This is a genomic window from Geodermatophilus sp. SYSU D00705, from assembly GCF_054050135.1.
In genome coordinates this window covers 11,788-26,417 of sequence record NZ_JBJGYT010000017.1, presented here as the reverse complement: position 1 = coordinate 26,417, position 14,630 = coordinate 11,788, and the positions used below count along the sequence as shown (strand labels likewise).

Sequence of the window (14,630 nt, the reverse complement as noted above, 5' to 3'; positions counted from 1 at the left end):
CCCGCCCACCTCACGCCGGGGCAGGCGGGCGCGGATCAAGGTCGGGACGGCCACAGGTACCTGAGCGCTGAGAGAACACGGCGTCATCCCGGCTGTCAGCGGTCTCACAGCAGGTGGCGGCCGCACAGGGGACACTGGCGGCGTGCCCGAGGGAGACACCGTGTGGCTGGCGGCCAAGCGCATGAACACCGCGCTCGCCGGCTCCACGCTGCGCCGCGGCGAGCTCCGCGTGCCCCAGCTGGCCGCGACCGACCTCGCCGGGCGCGCGGTCACCGAGGTGGTCCCCCGCGGCAAACACCTGCTCGTCCGGTTCGCCGACGGGTGGACGCTGCGCACCCACTTCCGGATGGACGGCAGCTGGCACATCTACCGCTCCGGCGCCCGCTGGCGGGGCGGCCCCGCCTTCGACGTCCGGGCCGTGCTGAGCACCGAGCAGTGGGAGTGCGTCGGCTACCGGCTGCACGACGTCGCCCTGGTGCGCACGGCGCACGAGGACGAGCTGGTCGGCCACCTCGGCCCCGACGTCCTGGGCCCCGACTGGGACCTGGAGGAGGCGCTGCGGCGGCTGCGGGCGCACCCCGACGAGCAGATCGGCGTCGCGATCCTCGATCAGCGCAACCTCGCCGGCATCGGCAACCTCTACAAGGTCGAGTCGCTGTTCCTCTGCGGCGTGCACCCGTGGAGCCGCGTGGCCGACGTCCCCGACCTCTCCGGCCTCGTCGAGCGGGCCCGCACCCTCATGCTCGCCAACCGCGAGCACCCGGAGCAGAACACCACCGGCGACCCGCGCCGCGGGCAGGACCACTGGGTGTTCGGCCGCCGCGGCCGGCCCTGCCGCCGCTGCCGCACGCCGATCCTGCTCGGCGATCAGGGGCCGGACCTGCAGGAACGCGTCACGTGGTGGTGCCCGACCTGCCAGGCGGCCAGCACCCCGGTCGACCCGGGCGCCCGGACCGGCGAGCCCGGCCGACCGTCACCGGTCGCCACGCGGTACTGACCCGGCGGACGTCACGGGACGACGACCGGCGGTCACCGCAGCGCGACGGGCCGGCCGCTGCGAGCGGCCGGCCCGTCGTGGCCAGGAGGAGAAGGAGAGGTCAGGCCCCGGTCTCGGGGCGCTCGGCGGGCTGGGCCGCCGGCTGCGCCTCCGGCGTCGGCACCGAGGGCGCACCCTGCTCCAGCGCGGGGTTCGCGGCCCCACCGGTGACCGCCGCCTGCCCGCCCATCGACGCCCGGATCTGGTCCAGGCGCGAGGCCCCGGCGACGTCGAGGGTCGCCTTCTGCACCTCGAGCATGCGGCCCTCGACCGAGGTCTGGGCCAGCTCGGCCTGCCCCAGCGCGTTGGCGTAGCGCGCCTCGATCTTGTCGCGGACCTCCGAGAGGCTGGGCGTGTTGCCCGGCGCCGACAGCTCGTTGACCTGCTTGAGCGAGGCCGCGACGTGCTCCTGCATCCGGGCCTGCTCCAGCTGGCTCATCAGCTTGGTGCGCTCGGCGAGCGTCGTCTGCAGGCGCATCCGGCTCTGCTCGACCGCGCCCCGCGCCTGCTCAGCGGCCTGGAGGGCCTCGTCGTGGCTGCGCTTGAGGTCCTCCATCGCCTGCTCGGCTGCGACGAGCTGGGTGGCGAAGGCCTGCGCGGCGTTCTCGTACTCACTCGCCTTGGCCGCGTCTCCGCCGGCCCGGCTGTTGTCGGCGAGGACGAGCGCCTGGCGGGCGGAGGCCTGCAGCTTCTCCACCTCGCCGAGCTGCCGGTTCAGGCGCATCTCCAGCTGCCGCTGGTTGCCCAGGACCGCCGCCGCCTGGTTGGCCAGGGCCTGGTGCCGCTGCTGCTCGGCCTCGATCGCCTGCGCGATCTGGATCTTGGGGTCGGCCTTCTCGTCGATCTTCGCGTTGGCCGAGGCCGTGAGGTACTTCCAGAACTTGACGAACGGGTTGGGCATGGGTCCTCCTGCTCGGCGCGGATCGTCCACCGGTCATCGCCGGCGGGCCGCAGCGATGGTCGTCACCGATCATCGTCCCAGGTGCGCCGGTCCGTGAGCCACCAGGGACGCCCCGGGGGCGTTCCCCCGTTAGTGTCTCGGGGTGTCCACCGAGAACCCGGTGCTGAGCGTCCTGGGTGAGCTGGTCGTCGACCTCATCCCCGTGCCCGAGGCCGGTGCCGGCCCGGAGGGCACCGCCCCGCAGTACGTCGCCCGCCCCGGGGGCAACGCCCTCAACGTCGCCGTCGCCGCGGGCCGGCTGGGTACGCCGGTGCGGCTGCTGGCCCGGCTGGGCACCGGTCCGCTCGCCCCGTCCCTGCGCCGGCACGCGGAGCTGTCCGGCGTGGATCCGGCGGGCTTCGTGCCCGCGAGCGAGCCGGTCAGCCTCGCCGTCGTCGGCCTGGGGGCCGACGGCGCACCGGACTACGGATTCCACGTGCAGGGCGCGGCCGACTGGCAGTGGACCGACGACGAGCTCGCCGCCGTCCTCCCCCCGGGGACGGCGATCCTGCACGTCGGCTCGATCTCCAGCTGGACCCCGCCCGGCTGCGACCCGATCGCCCGGCTCGTGGAGCGCGTGGCCGCCTCGGGGCGGGCCCTGGTCAGCGTGGACCCCAACATCCGGCCGATGCTGGCCGACGGCCCGGTCGGGACGGCACTGGGCAACAGCCGCACCGAGGTGCACGCCCGGCTGGACCGGCTGCTGGCGCGGGCCGACGTCGTCAAGGTCAGCGCCGAGGACCTCGCCTGGCTCGAGCCCGGCGCCGCGGCCGACCTCGACGCGACCGCCGTGCGCTGGGCGGACCGCGGCGCCGCCCTCGTGGTGCTCACCGACGGCGGTGCCCCGCTGCGGATCGCCCGCCCCGGTCGGGCGCTGCTGCACCGCGAACCGCCCCGGGTGGACGTCGTCGACACGGTGGGCGCCGGGGACTCGCTCGCCGCCGGGTTGTTCGCCGGTCTCCTCGCCGCCGGCGCCACCACCCGGACCGCGCTGCGGGAGCTGTCCGACGAGCAGCTGCTGGCGATCGTCGACGACGCCGCCCTCGTCGCGGCGCTCAACTGCACCCGGGTGGGCGCGGACCCGCCGACCCGCGAGGAGCTCGCGGCGGCCCGCCGGTGAGCTCCGCGGTCACCCTCGTCGGCCTCGCCGAGCTGTCCGCCGTGGTGGTCCGGGCGCGGCTGCTCGCCGAGCACGACCGGTTCTGGGACGTCGACACCCGGCCGCTGCACGACCCCGTCTGGTTCGACCAGTTCGGCGGGTTCGGGGTGCTCGCGCGCACCGCGGACGGCGTGGACGCCGGGTACCTGCTCGGCACCGTCACCGCCGACCGGCTGGCCTACGTGCACCTGCTCGCGGTGCGCGACGACCGGCGCCGCGCCGGTCTCGGACGCCGGCTGGTGGGCTGGTTCGACGCCCTCGCCACCAGCACCGGGGCGCGGGTCGTCCAGGCCGTGGCCCGGCCGGAGGACGCCGCGACCCTCGGCCTGCACACCGCACTGGGCGCGACCGGCCACCTCTCCGCCGACCGCGCGGGGCCGGGGCAGGACCGCCTGGTGCTGACGCGGTCGCTGACCCGTTAGGCGCTCACCAGCCACGCCGCGGTGTCCGGCGGCAGCGCGTCCTCGAGGGGCTCGCTGCTGAGCACCAGCCGGCCCTCACCGGGAAGGGGCAGGGACCGGTCCGACATGTTGACGACGCACCGGAAGGTGGGACCCCTGTCGAAGGCCAGCACGTCCTCCCCCGCCTCGACCCAGGTCAGTGGCTGGTCGTCGGCGAGGCCGGGCAGGCTGCGGCGCAGGCGCAGCGCGGAGCGGTGGAGCGACAGGGTCGACGCGGGGTCCTCCCGCTGGGCCGCCACCGTCAGGGCAGCCCACGACTGCGGCTGCGGCAGCCACGGGCGGACGCCGTCGGCGGCGAACCCGAACGGCGGGCGGTCCCCCGACCACGGCAGCGGCACCCGGCAGCCGTCCCGCCCCCGGGCCGTGTGACCCGAGCGCTCCCACGTCGGGTCCTGCAACAGCTCCTCGGGGAGGTCCTCCACCTCCGGCAGGCCGAGCTCCTCGCCCTGGTAGAGGTAGGCCCCGCCCGGCAGGGCCAGGGTCAGCAGCGCCGCCGCCCGGGCCCGCCGCAGGCCCAGCCGGGGGTCCGCGGGTGCCGCCGCGTCGAAGCCCATGGTCGCCGCGCCACTCCGGCTGCGCCCGAACCGGGTGACGTGGCGGGTCTCGTCGTGGCTGGACAGCACCCACGTGGCGGGGGCGCCGACCGGCGCGAGCGCGGCCAGCGTGCCGTCGACCACCGCGCGGAGGCGGCCGGCGTCCCACGGGGCCTTGAGGTAGTCGAAGTTGAAGGTGGTGTGCAGCTCGTCCGGGCGCACGTACCGGCTCAGCCGCTCCGGGCCGTTGACCACCGCCTCCGAGACGAACAGCCGGTCCCCGTCGTAGGTGTCCCCGATGCGCCGCCACCGGCGGAAGATCTCGTGGACCGCGTCGACGTCCCAGTGCGGGTTGTCCACCCAGGAGCTCGACTCGAACAGCGCGTCGGGCCCGTGGCCGGCGTCCGGCAGCGTGGGCACCTTGGCCATGGCCGGAGCGGCATCGACCCGGATGCCGTCGACGCCGCGGTCGAGCCAGAACCGCAGGACGTCGTCGAACTCCTCCTGCACCACGACGTCGTCCCAGTCGAGATCGGGTTGCTCCGGCGCGAACAGGTGCAGGTACCACTGGCCCGGGCGGCCGTCGGGCTCGGTGACCCGGGTCCACGCCGGGCCGCCGAACGCGCTGATCCAGTCGTTGGGCGGCTCCGCGCCGCCGGCCCGACCGTCCCGGAAGAAGTACCGGCTCCGCTCCGGCGCACCCGGTCCGCCCGCCACCGCGGCAGCGAACCACGGGTGCTCGACCGACGTGTGGTTGGCGACCAGGTCGATGACGACCCGCAGGCCGGCCGCGTGGGCCTCGGCGAGCAGCGCGTCGGCGTCGGCGAGGGTGCCGAAGCGCGGGTCGATGGCCCGGTAGTCGCTGACGTCGTAGCCGCCGTCGGCCATCGGAGACGGGTACCACGGGGTGATCCACAGGGCGTCGACGCCCAGCTCGACCAGGTGGGACAGGCGGCCGCGCAGGCCGTTGACGTCCCCGAGGCCGTCGCCGTCGGAGTCGGCGAAGCTGCGCAGGTACACCTCGTAGACGACGGCGGACCACCACCACGGGCGGCGCCCGTGCCCAGCATGGGGAGACATCGGGCTCCAGACGTGCTCGGGCCCCGGGTGGGCGGGCGCCGCCCCGGGGCCGGTCGTACGGGGTGCGGCACCCCGCCGGTGGCCACTGCGACCACCGGCGGGGTGCCGTCGATCAGGCCGCGCCGGCGCGGTGCGCGCCCCCCACCGTCTGCCCGGACGCCTGCGCGTCCTGCACCTGCTCGACGCGGTCCTCGGCCGCCATCTGCGTCAGGCGGGCGCCGGCCTCGGCGTCACGGGTCAGGTTCTCGCCGGACTGGGGGTCGAACACGTGCACCTTGCGGCTGTCGAGCCAGAACTCCGCCTCGCGCCCCTCACGGATGCGGCTGGTCGCGTCGATCGACACGATGGCCTGGGTGCGCAGTTCCTCGGAGTCCAGCTCCCGGGACAGGTCCCGCAGCTGCCGGGTGATCTCCTCGGGTGCCTCGTAGGGGATGTAGGCGTACTGCGAGTCGCCCAGCCACTCGGTGACGTCCACGCGCGCACGGAAGACCGATCCGAGCGGCCGCTTGGCCTCGTCCACGAGGGCCGCGTCCTCGAAGTACTCCGGCCGGATGCCGACGAGCAGCAGATCGCGGCCGGTCACCGCCGCCGCCCGGCGCTCGTCGAGCTCGATCTGGCCGAACGGCGTCTGCAGCCGGTTGCCCTGCAACGTGGCCGGCAGGAAGTTCATCGGCGGGGAGCCGATGAACCCGGCGACGAACAGGTTCACGGGCTGCTCGTACAGCTCGCGCGGGGAGGCGACCTGCTGGATCTTGCCCTTCCGGAGGACGCAGACCCGGTCGCCGAGGGTCATGGCCTCGGTCTGGTCGTGGGTGACGTAGACGGTGGTGATCCCCAGCCGGCGCTGCAGCCGGGAGATCTCCGTGCGCATCTGGCCGCGCAGCTTGGCGTCGAGGTTCGACAGCGGCTCGTCGAAGAGGAACGCCTCGGCCTGGCGCACGATGGCCCGCCCCATGGCGACCCGCTGGCGCTGACCGCCGGAGAGGTTGGCCGGCTTGCGCTCCAGGTGCTCCTTGAGCTCGAGGACGTCGGACGCCTCGGTGACCCGGCGGCGCACCTCGTCGTCCGGGGTCTTCGACAACCGCAGCGGGAACGCGATGTTCTCGTAGACGGTCATGTGGGGGTACAGCGCGTAGTTCTGGAAGACCATCGAGAGGTTGCGGTCGCGGGGAGCCATGTCGTTGACCCGCTTGCCACCGATGATCATGTCCCCGCTGGTGATGTCCTCCAGGCCGACGATCATCCGCAGCAACGTCGACTTCCCGCACCCGGACGGGCCGACGAGGATCATGAACTCCCCGTCGGCGATGTCCAGGCTGACGTCGTTCACCGCCGGATAGCCGTCGCCGTACTGCTTGACGATGTTCCGCATCTCGATCGAAGCCATGACAGTTGTCCCCTCGATGGGTGGGTGGATCGGGCGTCAGCCCTTGACGGCGCCGTTCGTCAGGCCGGCCACGATGCGCCGCTGGAACAGCAGGACGAGGACGACGACGGGGATGGTCACCACGACCGCCGCCGCGGCGATGGCGCCTGTCGGGTCCTGGAACTGGGAGGCGCCGGAGAAGAGCCCGAGCGCCGCCGGGACCGGGCGGGCGGCATTGGTGGACGTCAGCGAGATGCCGTACGCGAAGTCGTTCCAGGCGATGAAGAACGCGATGATCGCCGTGGTGAACACGCCCGGTGCGGCGAGCGGGACGATCACCTTGCGGAACGCCTGCCAGGTGGTGGCACCGTCGACCTGGGCCGCCTGCTCCATCTCCCACGGGATCTCCCGGAAGAACGCCGACATCGTCCAGATGGAGATCGGCAGCGTCAGCGAGAGGTAGGGGATGATCAGCCCGGGCCAGGTGTCGTAGAGCCCGATCTGACGCCACAGGTTGAACAGCGGCGTGACGATCGAGATCACCGGGAAGATCGCCACGGCCAACGCGGTGCCGAGGATCAGCTTCTTGCCGGGGAAGTCCAGCCGGGCGATGGCGTAGGCGGCGAACATCGACAGCACGCACGAGATCGCCGTGGCGATCAGGCAGATCCCGAACGAGTTGCGCAGTGCCGGCAGGAACAGGTCACTGGCCGACCCGGTGAGGATCGTCGTGTAGTTCTCCCAGGTCCAGCTCGACGGCAGGAACTGCTTGTTCGCGATGTCCGCCGAGGTCTTGAAGGACAGCGAGAGGATCCAGGCGATCGGGAACAGGCAGTAGACGACGATCAGGACCCCGCCGATCCACCACCAGGTCTTCTCCTTGGTCGACATCAGCGCTCCCCTCGTGCCTGGGCCAGGTCGACCCTGAATCCCTTGATGAAGCCGAAGGCGATGAGCACCACCGACAGGAACAGCAGCACGGAGACTGCCGAGCCGAGGCCGATCTCCACCCGGGAGATCGTCTGCCGGTAGGCGAGGAACGACACCGACTCGGTGTTGTTCGCGCCTGCGGTCATGACGAAGATGCTGTCGAAGATCCGGAACGCGTCCAGGGTCCGGAACAGCAGGGCCACCATGATGGCGGCCTTCATGTTGGGGATCGTGACCCGCCACATCCGCTGCCACCAGGTGGCGCCGTCCACCTTGGCCGCCTCCTGCAGCACCTCCGGCACCTGCGCCAGGCCGGCCAGGAGCAGCAGCGAGATGAACGGGGTGGTCTTCCAGATCTCGGCCAGGCAGATCACGAACAGCGAGGAGGCCTGGCCACCGAACCAGTCGGTGGTGTCGCTGACGCCCGGCAGCCAGGCGAACCAGTTGTTGACGAAGCCCGTGTCGATCCGGAATGCGAACTGCCAGGCGAAGGCCGACACGACCGTGATCACCGCGTACGGGATCAGGATGGCGGCCCGGACGACGGGTCGGATCGACGAGAGCGCCTTGGCCATCACGAGGGCCAGCGCGAAGCCGAGCACCAGCTCGACGGCCACCGTGACCACCGTGATGACCACGGTGACGATGATGGCCTGCCACCACACCCAGTCGGTGAGGATCACCGCGTAGTTGCCGAGGCCCTCGAAGGTCCGGTTCTCCGGGTCGGTCAACCGGTAGTTGAACAGCGAGTACCAGACCGCCTGCAGGATCGGATAGGCGGTCACCAGCAGCATGACCACGAACGCCGGACCGGCCAGCATCCAGCCGAGCTTGCGCTCGGCCCGGGACCGGTCGCTGATCGTGCCGCGGGGCGCGGAGACGGGTCGAGTCTTCTCGACCGGCGGCAGCGTCGTCTGGCTCATAGCAGCTGCTCTCCTGTCAGGACTGCCTTGGTGAGGGTCTCCGTCCGCTCACCGGTCTGGTCGTTCACCGAGCCCGGCGGGTGGAACTCGCGGAGGAAGGACCCCAGGACCTCGCTGTAGTAAGCCGTGAGTGGCCGGGACGCCGCCAACTCCAGGGACTCGCGGATGGTGTCGGCCATCGGGTAGGCCTCCCGCACCTCGGGGTCGTCGTAGACCGCGATCGACGACGCCGGGTTGCCGTTGGTCACCATGTAATCGGCCTGGTTCTCGTCCTGGACGATGCAGGTGACCGCCTCGTAGGCGAGGTCGACGTTCCGGCTGAAGGCCGACACGGCGATGTCGATCCCGCCGAGGGGAGGCGCACTCGGCGTGCCCTCGTCGACTGCCGGGTAGAGCGCCCAGCCGTAGTCGTCGGGCACCGACTGGTCCAGGGTGCCGGCCTCCACCTTGCTGACGGCCTGGGCGTAGACGAACGGCCAGTTCACCATGAAGCCGGCGTCGTCGCTCTCGAACTCGGTCGCGCTCGTGTCCTCACTGGCCGTGGTGAAGCCGGCGCCGACCGCGGAGGAGTTGGCGACGGCGGCCATCACCTCGGAGGCGCGGTCCGCCTCGGGGGTGGAGAGACCGAACTGGATCTCCTCCGGGCTCTCTCCGCTCTCCTCGATGTACTGGCCCCCGGCGGACTCCAGGAGCGCGTTGAACCACACCATCAGGGACTCCGACCGCCTGCCCTGGGCACTCAGCAGGACGTCCTGACTCTCTGCGGCCTCGATCAGCTGGTCCCAGGTGACCGGCTGGGTCATGTCGAGCCCGGCCGCCTCCGCCACCGACTGCCGGTACCAGAGGAGCTGGGTGTTGGCCCAGAAGGGGACCGCGACGAGCTCGCCGTTCCACGTGGCGGAGTCCAGCGCACCCTCGAACACGCCCTCGCTGACCTCCTGCGCCACGTCCTCCGGGACGGGGGCGAGGAAGCCGGCCTGGGCGAACTCCGGCGGGAAGACCACGTCAAGACTCATGAGGTCGATCGACTCGTCGTTGGCCGCCAGCCGGCGGATCAGCTGCTCCCGCTGGGCGGGCGAGTCGCGGGGCAGCTGGGCCACCTCGATCGTGTACGCCCCGTTCGACGCCTCCGAACAGCGGGCGGCGATCTCCGCCTGGCCGCCGGAGTCGGGGTTGATGTACCAGTTGAGCACCGGCGCACCGCTGCCCCCGCCCCCACCGCCGCACGCGGCCAGGGTCGAGGCCAGGACCAGCGTGGCCGCCGAGCCCCCCAGCAACCGGCGGGAGCGAGGACCCGCGGACCTCCTGTCCGGCGCGACGCGCTGCCGGTGCGCCGCCCTCCTGCCACTTCTCAGCACGCGTCATCGCCTCCGTTGGCGGCTGTGGGCGTTGATCTCTCGGATTTCGTACGGTGGCCCAGGTCACAGGGGCTGTCAACTCGAACGAAACCCGTCCGTTACCGCCCCTGACCAGGGGTCCGGCGGTGCGCGCAGGGGTCAGATCTGGTGGCCCACGATGGCCGACGGCGTGGTCATCTCCTTGGGTGTGCGGGGCAGCACGGTCTCGAAGTACGCGCGCGCCGCCGCCGTCGTCCCGACGTCCCGGCCGGCCTTCTCCGACAGGAACCAGCGGTGCTCCAGCACCTCGTGGAACACCTCGGCCGGGGCCAGCCGCCCGACGAGGTCCGGCGGGATCGCCTCGACCACCGGCTGGTAGGCCTCCTCGAGCCACCGGTAGCCGGCGACGGTCTCGGGCACCGGCCGCCCGCTCTTCTGCTCCAGGTGCACGCGGAAGGCCCGCAGGTCGTTGAGCAGCCGGCGGGCCTGGCGCTCCTGGACCTCCAGGCCGGTCAGGCGGAACAGCTCCCGCCGGTTCTCCCCCGGCTCGGCCACCCGCGTCTCCACCCGCAGCCGCGCGCCCTCCGGTGAGGTGACCAGCTCCACCTCGCCGACGTCGAACCCCAGGTCGTTGAGCCGCTGCAGCCGGGCGGTCACCCGGTACCGCTGCTCGTCCGGGGCGAAGACCTCCTCCCGGTTGACCTCCTCCCACAGCCCCTCGTAGCGCGGCGGCAGGCTGTCGGCCACCTCGATCGGGTCGACGTCGCCGGGCAGCAGCCCGCCCGCCTGCAGGTCCAGCAGCTCGGCACCGACCCGCTCGCGGGCCAGGTCGACGTCGTAGCGCCGCTGCCCGTCGCTGAGCCGGGGGTGGCGCTCGGCGGTCTCGGCGTCGACCAGGTAGGCGGCGAAGGTGCCGGCGTCGAGCCGGAAGAGGGTGTTCGACAGCGAGCAGTCGCCCCAGAACACCCCGGCGAGGTGCAGCCGGACCAGCAGCACGACCAGGGTGTCCAGCAGCTGCTCGGCCGACTGCTCGCCGTGGGGCCGGGAGAACAGGTACCGGTAGGACATCGAGTACTCGAGGTACCGGGTGACCAGGACGGCGTCCTGCCCGCCGGGCCGGTCGACGCAGATGCCGAGCACCGACACCGACGGCAGGCCCTCCTCCTCGAACTCGCCGAGCAGGGCGTACTCGTGGCGGGCCAGCGGCTCGGCGATCTCCTTGAGCGCGTACACGTGTCCGTCCTGGGCGACGAAGCGGACAACGTGCCGCGAGATGCCGCGCTGCGGCACCTCGAGCAGCAGGTCGGGGTCCCACTCCTCGAGCGGGAGGTGCCAGGGCAGGGTCAGCAGGCCCGCCCCGTCGGCGGCCGGTGGCCGGAACAGGTACCGCACGGCGAACTCCGATGGTGCAGCAGCAGCCGCCCGCCCGGGCGGTGTCGGACCGTCACCATCCCACGCCGGTGCGCCCTGCCGCGCGGTCGGGAGGGGTCAGGCGCGCCCGAGGACCGCGGCGAGGCGTGCCGCCGCGGCGTGCCGGGCCGCGGTACCGCCCGGCTGGAGGACCAGTCCCAGCAGCCAGTGCGCCACCGTGTCCGCGGCGTCGGGCTCGGCCCGCAGCGCCGTCGCCAGCCGCTCGACCAGCTCGGTCCAGCGCTCGGGCGCGGCGGACAGCAGGCCGACCAGCTCGGCCGGCTCGTCCTCGGCCAGCCGGCGCAGCACCGGGTGCTCGGCGACCTCGTCGGCGAGGGCGGCCAGCGCGGCCTCCGCCGGCAGCGCCGCGGCCAGCGCGGTCAGCCGGTCCAGCTCGGCGGCCAGCAGCGCCCGGGCGACGTCGTCCTTGGTGCGGAAGTGGTTGTACAGGGTCGCCTTGGCCACCCCGGCCGCGACGGCGACCGACTGCATCGTGCTGCGGCGCAGCCCGCGGTCGGCGAACGCCCGGGCGGCGCCGTCCAGGAGTCCGGCGCGGGTGCGGTTCATGGCGTTGCCGCTGCGGGTGTGCGAGCCCGGCACGTGCACCGGGGCCGGCGGCGCCCAGCCCGGCGGCGGGGAGGGAGGACCGACGGTCACCATGCGTCCTGTCCGGCACCGCCCGGAGCGCGCGCCGAGGACGGCGGGCGCTGCGCGTCGGCCGTGTCGGCGACCTCAGGCCGCCAGCGACACCGCGGTACGGGCCGCAGGGCGGGCGGGTGCACCCACCAGGGCCAGCGCCGGCTCGGCGGCGGACTCCTCCGCGGCCTCCTCGGTGGGCGGCTCGGCGGCGACGGCGCCGGGCGCGGGGGTCAGCGGGTGGACCCCGCCGTCGGCGTGCCGCAGTTCGAGGCTGACCTCGGCGAGCAGGTCGGCGAGCTCGAGGTCGAGGGCCTCGCAGATCGAGGCGAGCAGCTCGGAGGATGCCTCCTTCTGGCCGCGCTCGACCTCGGAGAGGTACCCCAGGCTCACCCGGGCGGCTCCGGAGACGTCCCGCAGCGTCCGGCGCTGACGCAGCCGGTGGCCGCGCAGGGAAGTGCCGAGCTGGGTGCGCAGCAGCGTCATGGCCGTCTCCTGTCCTGCCTCTGCGGGGGCGGCGGCTCCCTCGGGGGCGCCGTGCGCTCACGGTACGCGGAGCCACTGACGGGCACCGCGCCATCCCCGGCGCGTCCGCTCTGGGCGTAACGCCCAGAGCCGCACGGCCCTTCCCCGTCCTGTGCGGCGGGTCCTCGCTCAGGCGGCCGCGTCGGTGCGGGGTCCTCCGGTGGGGCCGGCGGCGCGGCGCGCGGCTGCCGCCCGCATCGCCCGGGCGCTGGTGCGCCGGAGGGTGAGGGCGCGGTAGACGTAGTCCAGGCCGGTCACGACGGTCAGCACGAGCGCCGCCGCCATCACCCACCAGCGGACGCTGGCCAGCACGCCCTCGAGCGGGAGGATGTAGAGCCCGACGGCCAGCGCCTGGACGACGGTCTTGGCCTTGCCGCCCCGGCTGGCCGCGATCACCCCGTGCCGGATGACCCAGAACCGCAACAGGGTGACGCCGACCTCCCGGACCAGGATCGTCAGCGTCACCCACCACGCGACCAGCGACAGCACCGACAGCCCGATGAGCGCGGTGCCGGTGAGGGCCTTGTCGGCGATCGGGTCGGCCAGCTTGCCGAACTCGGTCACCTGGCCGGTGCGGCGGGCGATCATCCCGTCGTAGCGGTCGGTGATGATGGCCAGCGCGAAGAACAGCGTCGCCCAGTAGCGCTGGGCCTCGTCCGTGCCGCCGTCGGTCAGCAGCAGGACGGCGAACACCGGCACCACGGCGAGCCGCAGCACGGTCAGCGCGTTGGGCAGGTTGAGCACCCGCACCGACTGCGGCGGGGTCGCGGCCGGGTCCGCGGGTGCCGAGCTCATGCGGTCACCGCGGGTACCAGCGCGGCGGCGACGAGGTCGACACCCTCGGTGCCGACCACCTCGGCGGTCACCAGCTGTCCGGCGACCGCGCCGTCCGGTACGCCGGTCACCGTCGTCGTCCCGTCGGCCTCGGGGTCCTGGTGGGCCGCGTGCCCGAGCCAGGTGCCCTCGCCGTCGGTGTCGGAGAGGTCCTCGGTGAGCAGCACCTCGACCCGGTCGCCGACGCGGTCCTCGGCGCGCTGGGCGGTGAGCTCCTCCACCAGGTCGGTGACCCGGCGGACGCGGGCGTCGATCTCGGCCTGGTCGAGCTTGCCGGGCAGCCCCGCGGCCTCGGTGCCCTCCTCGTCGGAGTACCCGAAGACGCCGACCGCGTCCAGCCGGCCCTCGACGAGGAAGCGCTCGAGCTCGGCGACGTCGTCCTCGGTCTCCCCCGGGAAGCCGAGGATGACGTTGGTGCGGAAGCCGGCGCCCGGGGCCAGCGACCGGGCCCGCTCGATCAGCGCGAGGAAGTCGTCGGTGCCGCCGAAGCGGCGCATGCGGCGCAGCAGCCCCGGCGAGGAGTGCTGGAACGACAGGTCGAAGTAGGGCGCGACCCCCTCGGTGCCGGCGATGACCTCGAGCAGGCCGGGCCGCATCTCGGCCGGCTGCAGGTAGGCCACCCGCACCCGGGTGATGCCCTCCACGGCGGCCAGCTGCGGCAGCAGCCGCTCCAGCGACCGCAGGTCGCCGAGGTCCTTGCCGTAGGAGGTCGAGTTCTCGCTGACCAGCACCAGCTCGGTCACGCCCTGCGAGGCCAGCCACTGCGCCTCGCCGAGGACCTCGGCCGGGGGGCGGGAGACGAAGGCGCCGCGGAAGGCCGGGATGGCGCAGAAGGCGCACCGGCGGTCGCAGCCGGAGGCCAGCTTCAGGGCCGCCGACGGCCCCGACGCCAGCCGGCGCCGCTGCAGCCAGCCGTGGCCGGGGATCGCCGGGGCATCGACCGCCGCGACCGCCGCGGTGCGGGCCACCGGACTGATCGGCAGGAGCGTGCGGCGGTCGCGCGGGTCGTGCGGCACCAGCGGCCGGCCGGTGAGGACGTCGTCCAGCCGGTCGCCGATCGCGGCGTAGTCGTCGAAGCCGAGCACCGTGGCCTCGGGCAGCGCGCCGGCGAGCTCGGAGCCGTACCGCTCGGCCATGCAGCCGACGGCCACGACCTGCGCGCCGGAGTCGGTGGCGGCGAGGATCGCGTCGACGGAGTCCTTCTTGGCCGACTCGATGAACCCGCAGGTGTTGACGAGCACCGCGTCGGCGTCGTCGGCGTCCTCGACCAGTTCGTAGCCGCCGGCGGCCAGCCGGCCGGCGAGCTCCTCCGAGTCGACCTCGTTGCGGGCGCACCCGAGGGTCACCACCGCCACCTTGCGGGCAGGGTCGGGCAGAGCTGTCACCGGCCCATCGTAGTCGCCGCGTCGAGCCCGGTCGGGATCCCGCGAGTGACCCCGCCCTCCCCGCCGGGCGGCCGC

14 protein-coding genes are annotated in these 14,630 nt (G+C 73.5%); 3 read left to right on the top strand and 11 right to left on the bottom strand.

The window, feature by feature from the left end; translation table 11 throughout:
• Positions 1-142: 142 nt before the first annotated feature.
• Positions 143-997: a DNA-formamidopyrimidine glycosylase family protein gene (locus tag ACI78Q_RS14535; RefSeq protein WP_456924106.1), complete on the top strand. Its 855-nt coding sequence runs from the start codon at positions 143-145 to the stop codon at positions 995-997.
• A gap of 100 nt (positions 998-1,097) precedes the next feature.
• On the opposite strand, the gene ACI78Q_RS14530 is transcribed toward ACI78Q_RS14535, so the two are convergent.
• On the bottom strand, positions 1,098-1,937 hold the full coding sequence (locus ACI78Q_RS14530) for a PspA/IM30 family protein (protein WP_456924105.1): 840 nt from the start codon (positions 1,935-1,937) through the stop codon (positions 1,098-1,100).
• Between the two features lie 142 nt (positions 1,938-2,079).
• On the opposite strand from ACI78Q_RS14530, the gene ACI78Q_RS14525 reads away from it, so the two are divergent.
• Both ACI78Q_RS14525 and ACI78Q_RS14520 read left to right on the top strand, forming a co-directional pair.
• Positions 2,080-3,096: a carbohydrate kinase family protein gene (locus ACI78Q_RS14525; protein ID WP_456924104.1), complete on the top strand. Its 1,017-nt coding sequence runs from the start codon at positions 2,080-2,082 to the stop codon at positions 3,094-3,096.
• The gene (locus ACI78Q_RS14520; protein WP_456924103.1) at positions 3,093-3,557 is read left to right on the top strand and encodes a GNAT family N-acetyltransferase; all 465 of its coding nucleotides are present in this window, start codon (positions 3,093-3,095) and stop codon (positions 3,555-3,557) included. The genes ACI78Q_RS14525 and ACI78Q_RS14520 overlap by 4 nt, the downstream gene beginning before the upstream one ends.
• Here ACI78Q_RS14520 and ACI78Q_RS14515 read toward each other — a convergent pair.
• The 10 genes from ACI78Q_RS14515 to rimO form a co-directional block, all read right to left on the bottom strand.
• Positions 3,554-5,209 (bottom strand): glycoside hydrolase family 13 protein, encoded by a 1,656-nt coding sequence (locus ACI78Q_RS14515; RefSeq protein WP_456924102.1) that lies wholly within the window; start codon positions 5,207-5,209, stop codon positions 3,554-3,556. The genes ACI78Q_RS14520 and ACI78Q_RS14515 overlap by 4 nt on opposite strands.
• A 112-nt stretch (positions 5,210-5,321) precedes the next feature.
• On the bottom strand, positions 5,322-6,596 hold the full coding sequence (locus ACI78Q_RS14510) for an ABC transporter ATP-binding protein (protein WP_456924101.1): 1,275 nt from the start codon (positions 6,594-6,596) through the stop codon (positions 5,322-5,324).
• A gap of 36 nt (positions 6,597-6,632) precedes the next feature.
• Positions 6,633-7,466: a carbohydrate ABC transporter permease gene (locus tag ACI78Q_RS14505; protein WP_456924100.1), complete on the bottom strand. Its 834-nt coding sequence runs from the start codon at positions 7,464-7,466 to the stop codon at positions 6,633-6,635.
• The gene (locus ACI78Q_RS14500) at positions 7,466-8,428 is read right to left on the bottom strand and encodes a carbohydrate ABC transporter permease (protein ID WP_456924099.1); all 963 of its coding nucleotides are present in this window, start codon (positions 8,426-8,428) and stop codon (positions 7,466-7,468) included. The genes ACI78Q_RS14505 and ACI78Q_RS14500 overlap by 1 nt, the downstream gene beginning before the upstream one ends.
• Positions 8,425-9,705 carry an extracellular solute-binding protein gene (locus ACI78Q_RS14495; protein WP_456924098.1) on the bottom strand — a complete coding sequence of 427 codons (1,281 nt, stop codon included), beginning with the start codon at positions 9,703-9,705 and terminating at the stop codon, positions 8,425-8,427. Before ACI78Q_RS14495 ends, ACI78Q_RS14500 begins: the two co-directional genes overlap by 4 nt.
• 219 nt (positions 9,706-9,924) lie before the next feature.
• On the bottom strand, positions 9,925-11,157 hold the full coding sequence (locus ACI78Q_RS14490; RefSeq protein WP_456924097.1) for a DUF4032 domain-containing protein: 1,233 nt from the start codon (positions 11,155-11,157) through the stop codon (positions 9,925-9,927).
• 96 nt (positions 11,158-11,253) lie between these two features.
• The gene (locus tag ACI78Q_RS14485) at positions 11,254-11,832 is read right to left on the bottom strand and encodes a TetR family transcriptional regulator (RefSeq protein ID WP_456924096.1); all 579 of its coding nucleotides are present in this window, start codon (positions 11,830-11,832) and stop codon (positions 11,254-11,256) included.
• 75 nt (positions 11,833-11,907) lie between these two features.
• Positions 11,908-12,297 (bottom strand): helix-turn-helix domain-containing protein, encoded by a 390-nt coding sequence (locus ACI78Q_RS14480; RefSeq protein ID WP_456924095.1) that lies wholly within the window; start codon positions 12,295-12,297, stop codon positions 11,908-11,910.
• Positions 12,298-12,465: 168 nt separating this feature from the next.
• Complete coding sequence (pgsA, locus tag ACI78Q_RS14475; RefSeq protein ID WP_456924094.1) at positions 12,466-13,131, bottom strand: CDP-diacylglycerol--glycerol-3-phosphate 3-phosphatidyltransferase; 666 nt, start codon at positions 13,129-13,131, stop codon at positions 12,466-12,468.
• On the bottom strand, positions 13,128-14,555 hold the full coding sequence (rimO, locus tag ACI78Q_RS14470; RefSeq protein ID WP_456924093.1) for a 30S ribosomal protein S12 methylthiotransferase RimO: 1,428 nt from the start codon (positions 14,553-14,555) through the stop codon (positions 13,128-13,130). Before rimO ends, pgsA begins: the two co-directional genes overlap by 4 nt.
• Positions 14,556-14,630 lie beyond the last annotated feature (75 nt).

What these genes read in the sequence shown, in the direction of transcription:
- ACI78Q_RS14530 (WP_456924105.1), bottom strand. Translation starts at nt 1,937, where the DNA reads ATGCCCAACCCGTTCGTCAAGTTCTGGAAGTACCTCACGGCCTCGGCC.
- ACI78Q_RS14515 (WP_456924102.1), bottom strand. Translation starts at nt 5,209, where the DNA reads ATGTCTCCCCATGCTGGGCACGGGCGCCGCCCGTGGTGGTGGTCCGCC.
- ACI78Q_RS14510 (WP_456924101.1), bottom strand. Translation starts at nt 6,596, where the DNA reads ATGGCTTCGATCGAGATGCGGAACATCGTCAAGCAGTACGGCGACGGC.
- ACI78Q_RS14505 (WP_456924100.1), bottom strand. Translation starts at nt 7,466, where the DNA reads ATGTCGACCAAGGAGAAGACCTGGTGGTGGATCGGCGGGGTCCTGATC.
- ACI78Q_RS14500 (WP_456924099.1), bottom strand. Translation starts at nt 8,428, where the DNA reads ATGAGCCAGACGACGCTGCCGCCGGTCGAGAAGACTCGACCCGTCTCC.
- ACI78Q_RS14480 (WP_456924095.1), bottom strand. Translation starts at nt 12,297, where the DNA reads ATGACGCTGCTGCGCACCCAGCTCGGCACTTCCCTGCGCGGCCACCGG.
- pgsA (WP_456924094.1), bottom strand. Translation starts at nt 13,131, where the DNA reads ATGAGCTCGGCACCCGCGGACCCGGCCGCGACCCCGCCGCAGTCGGTG.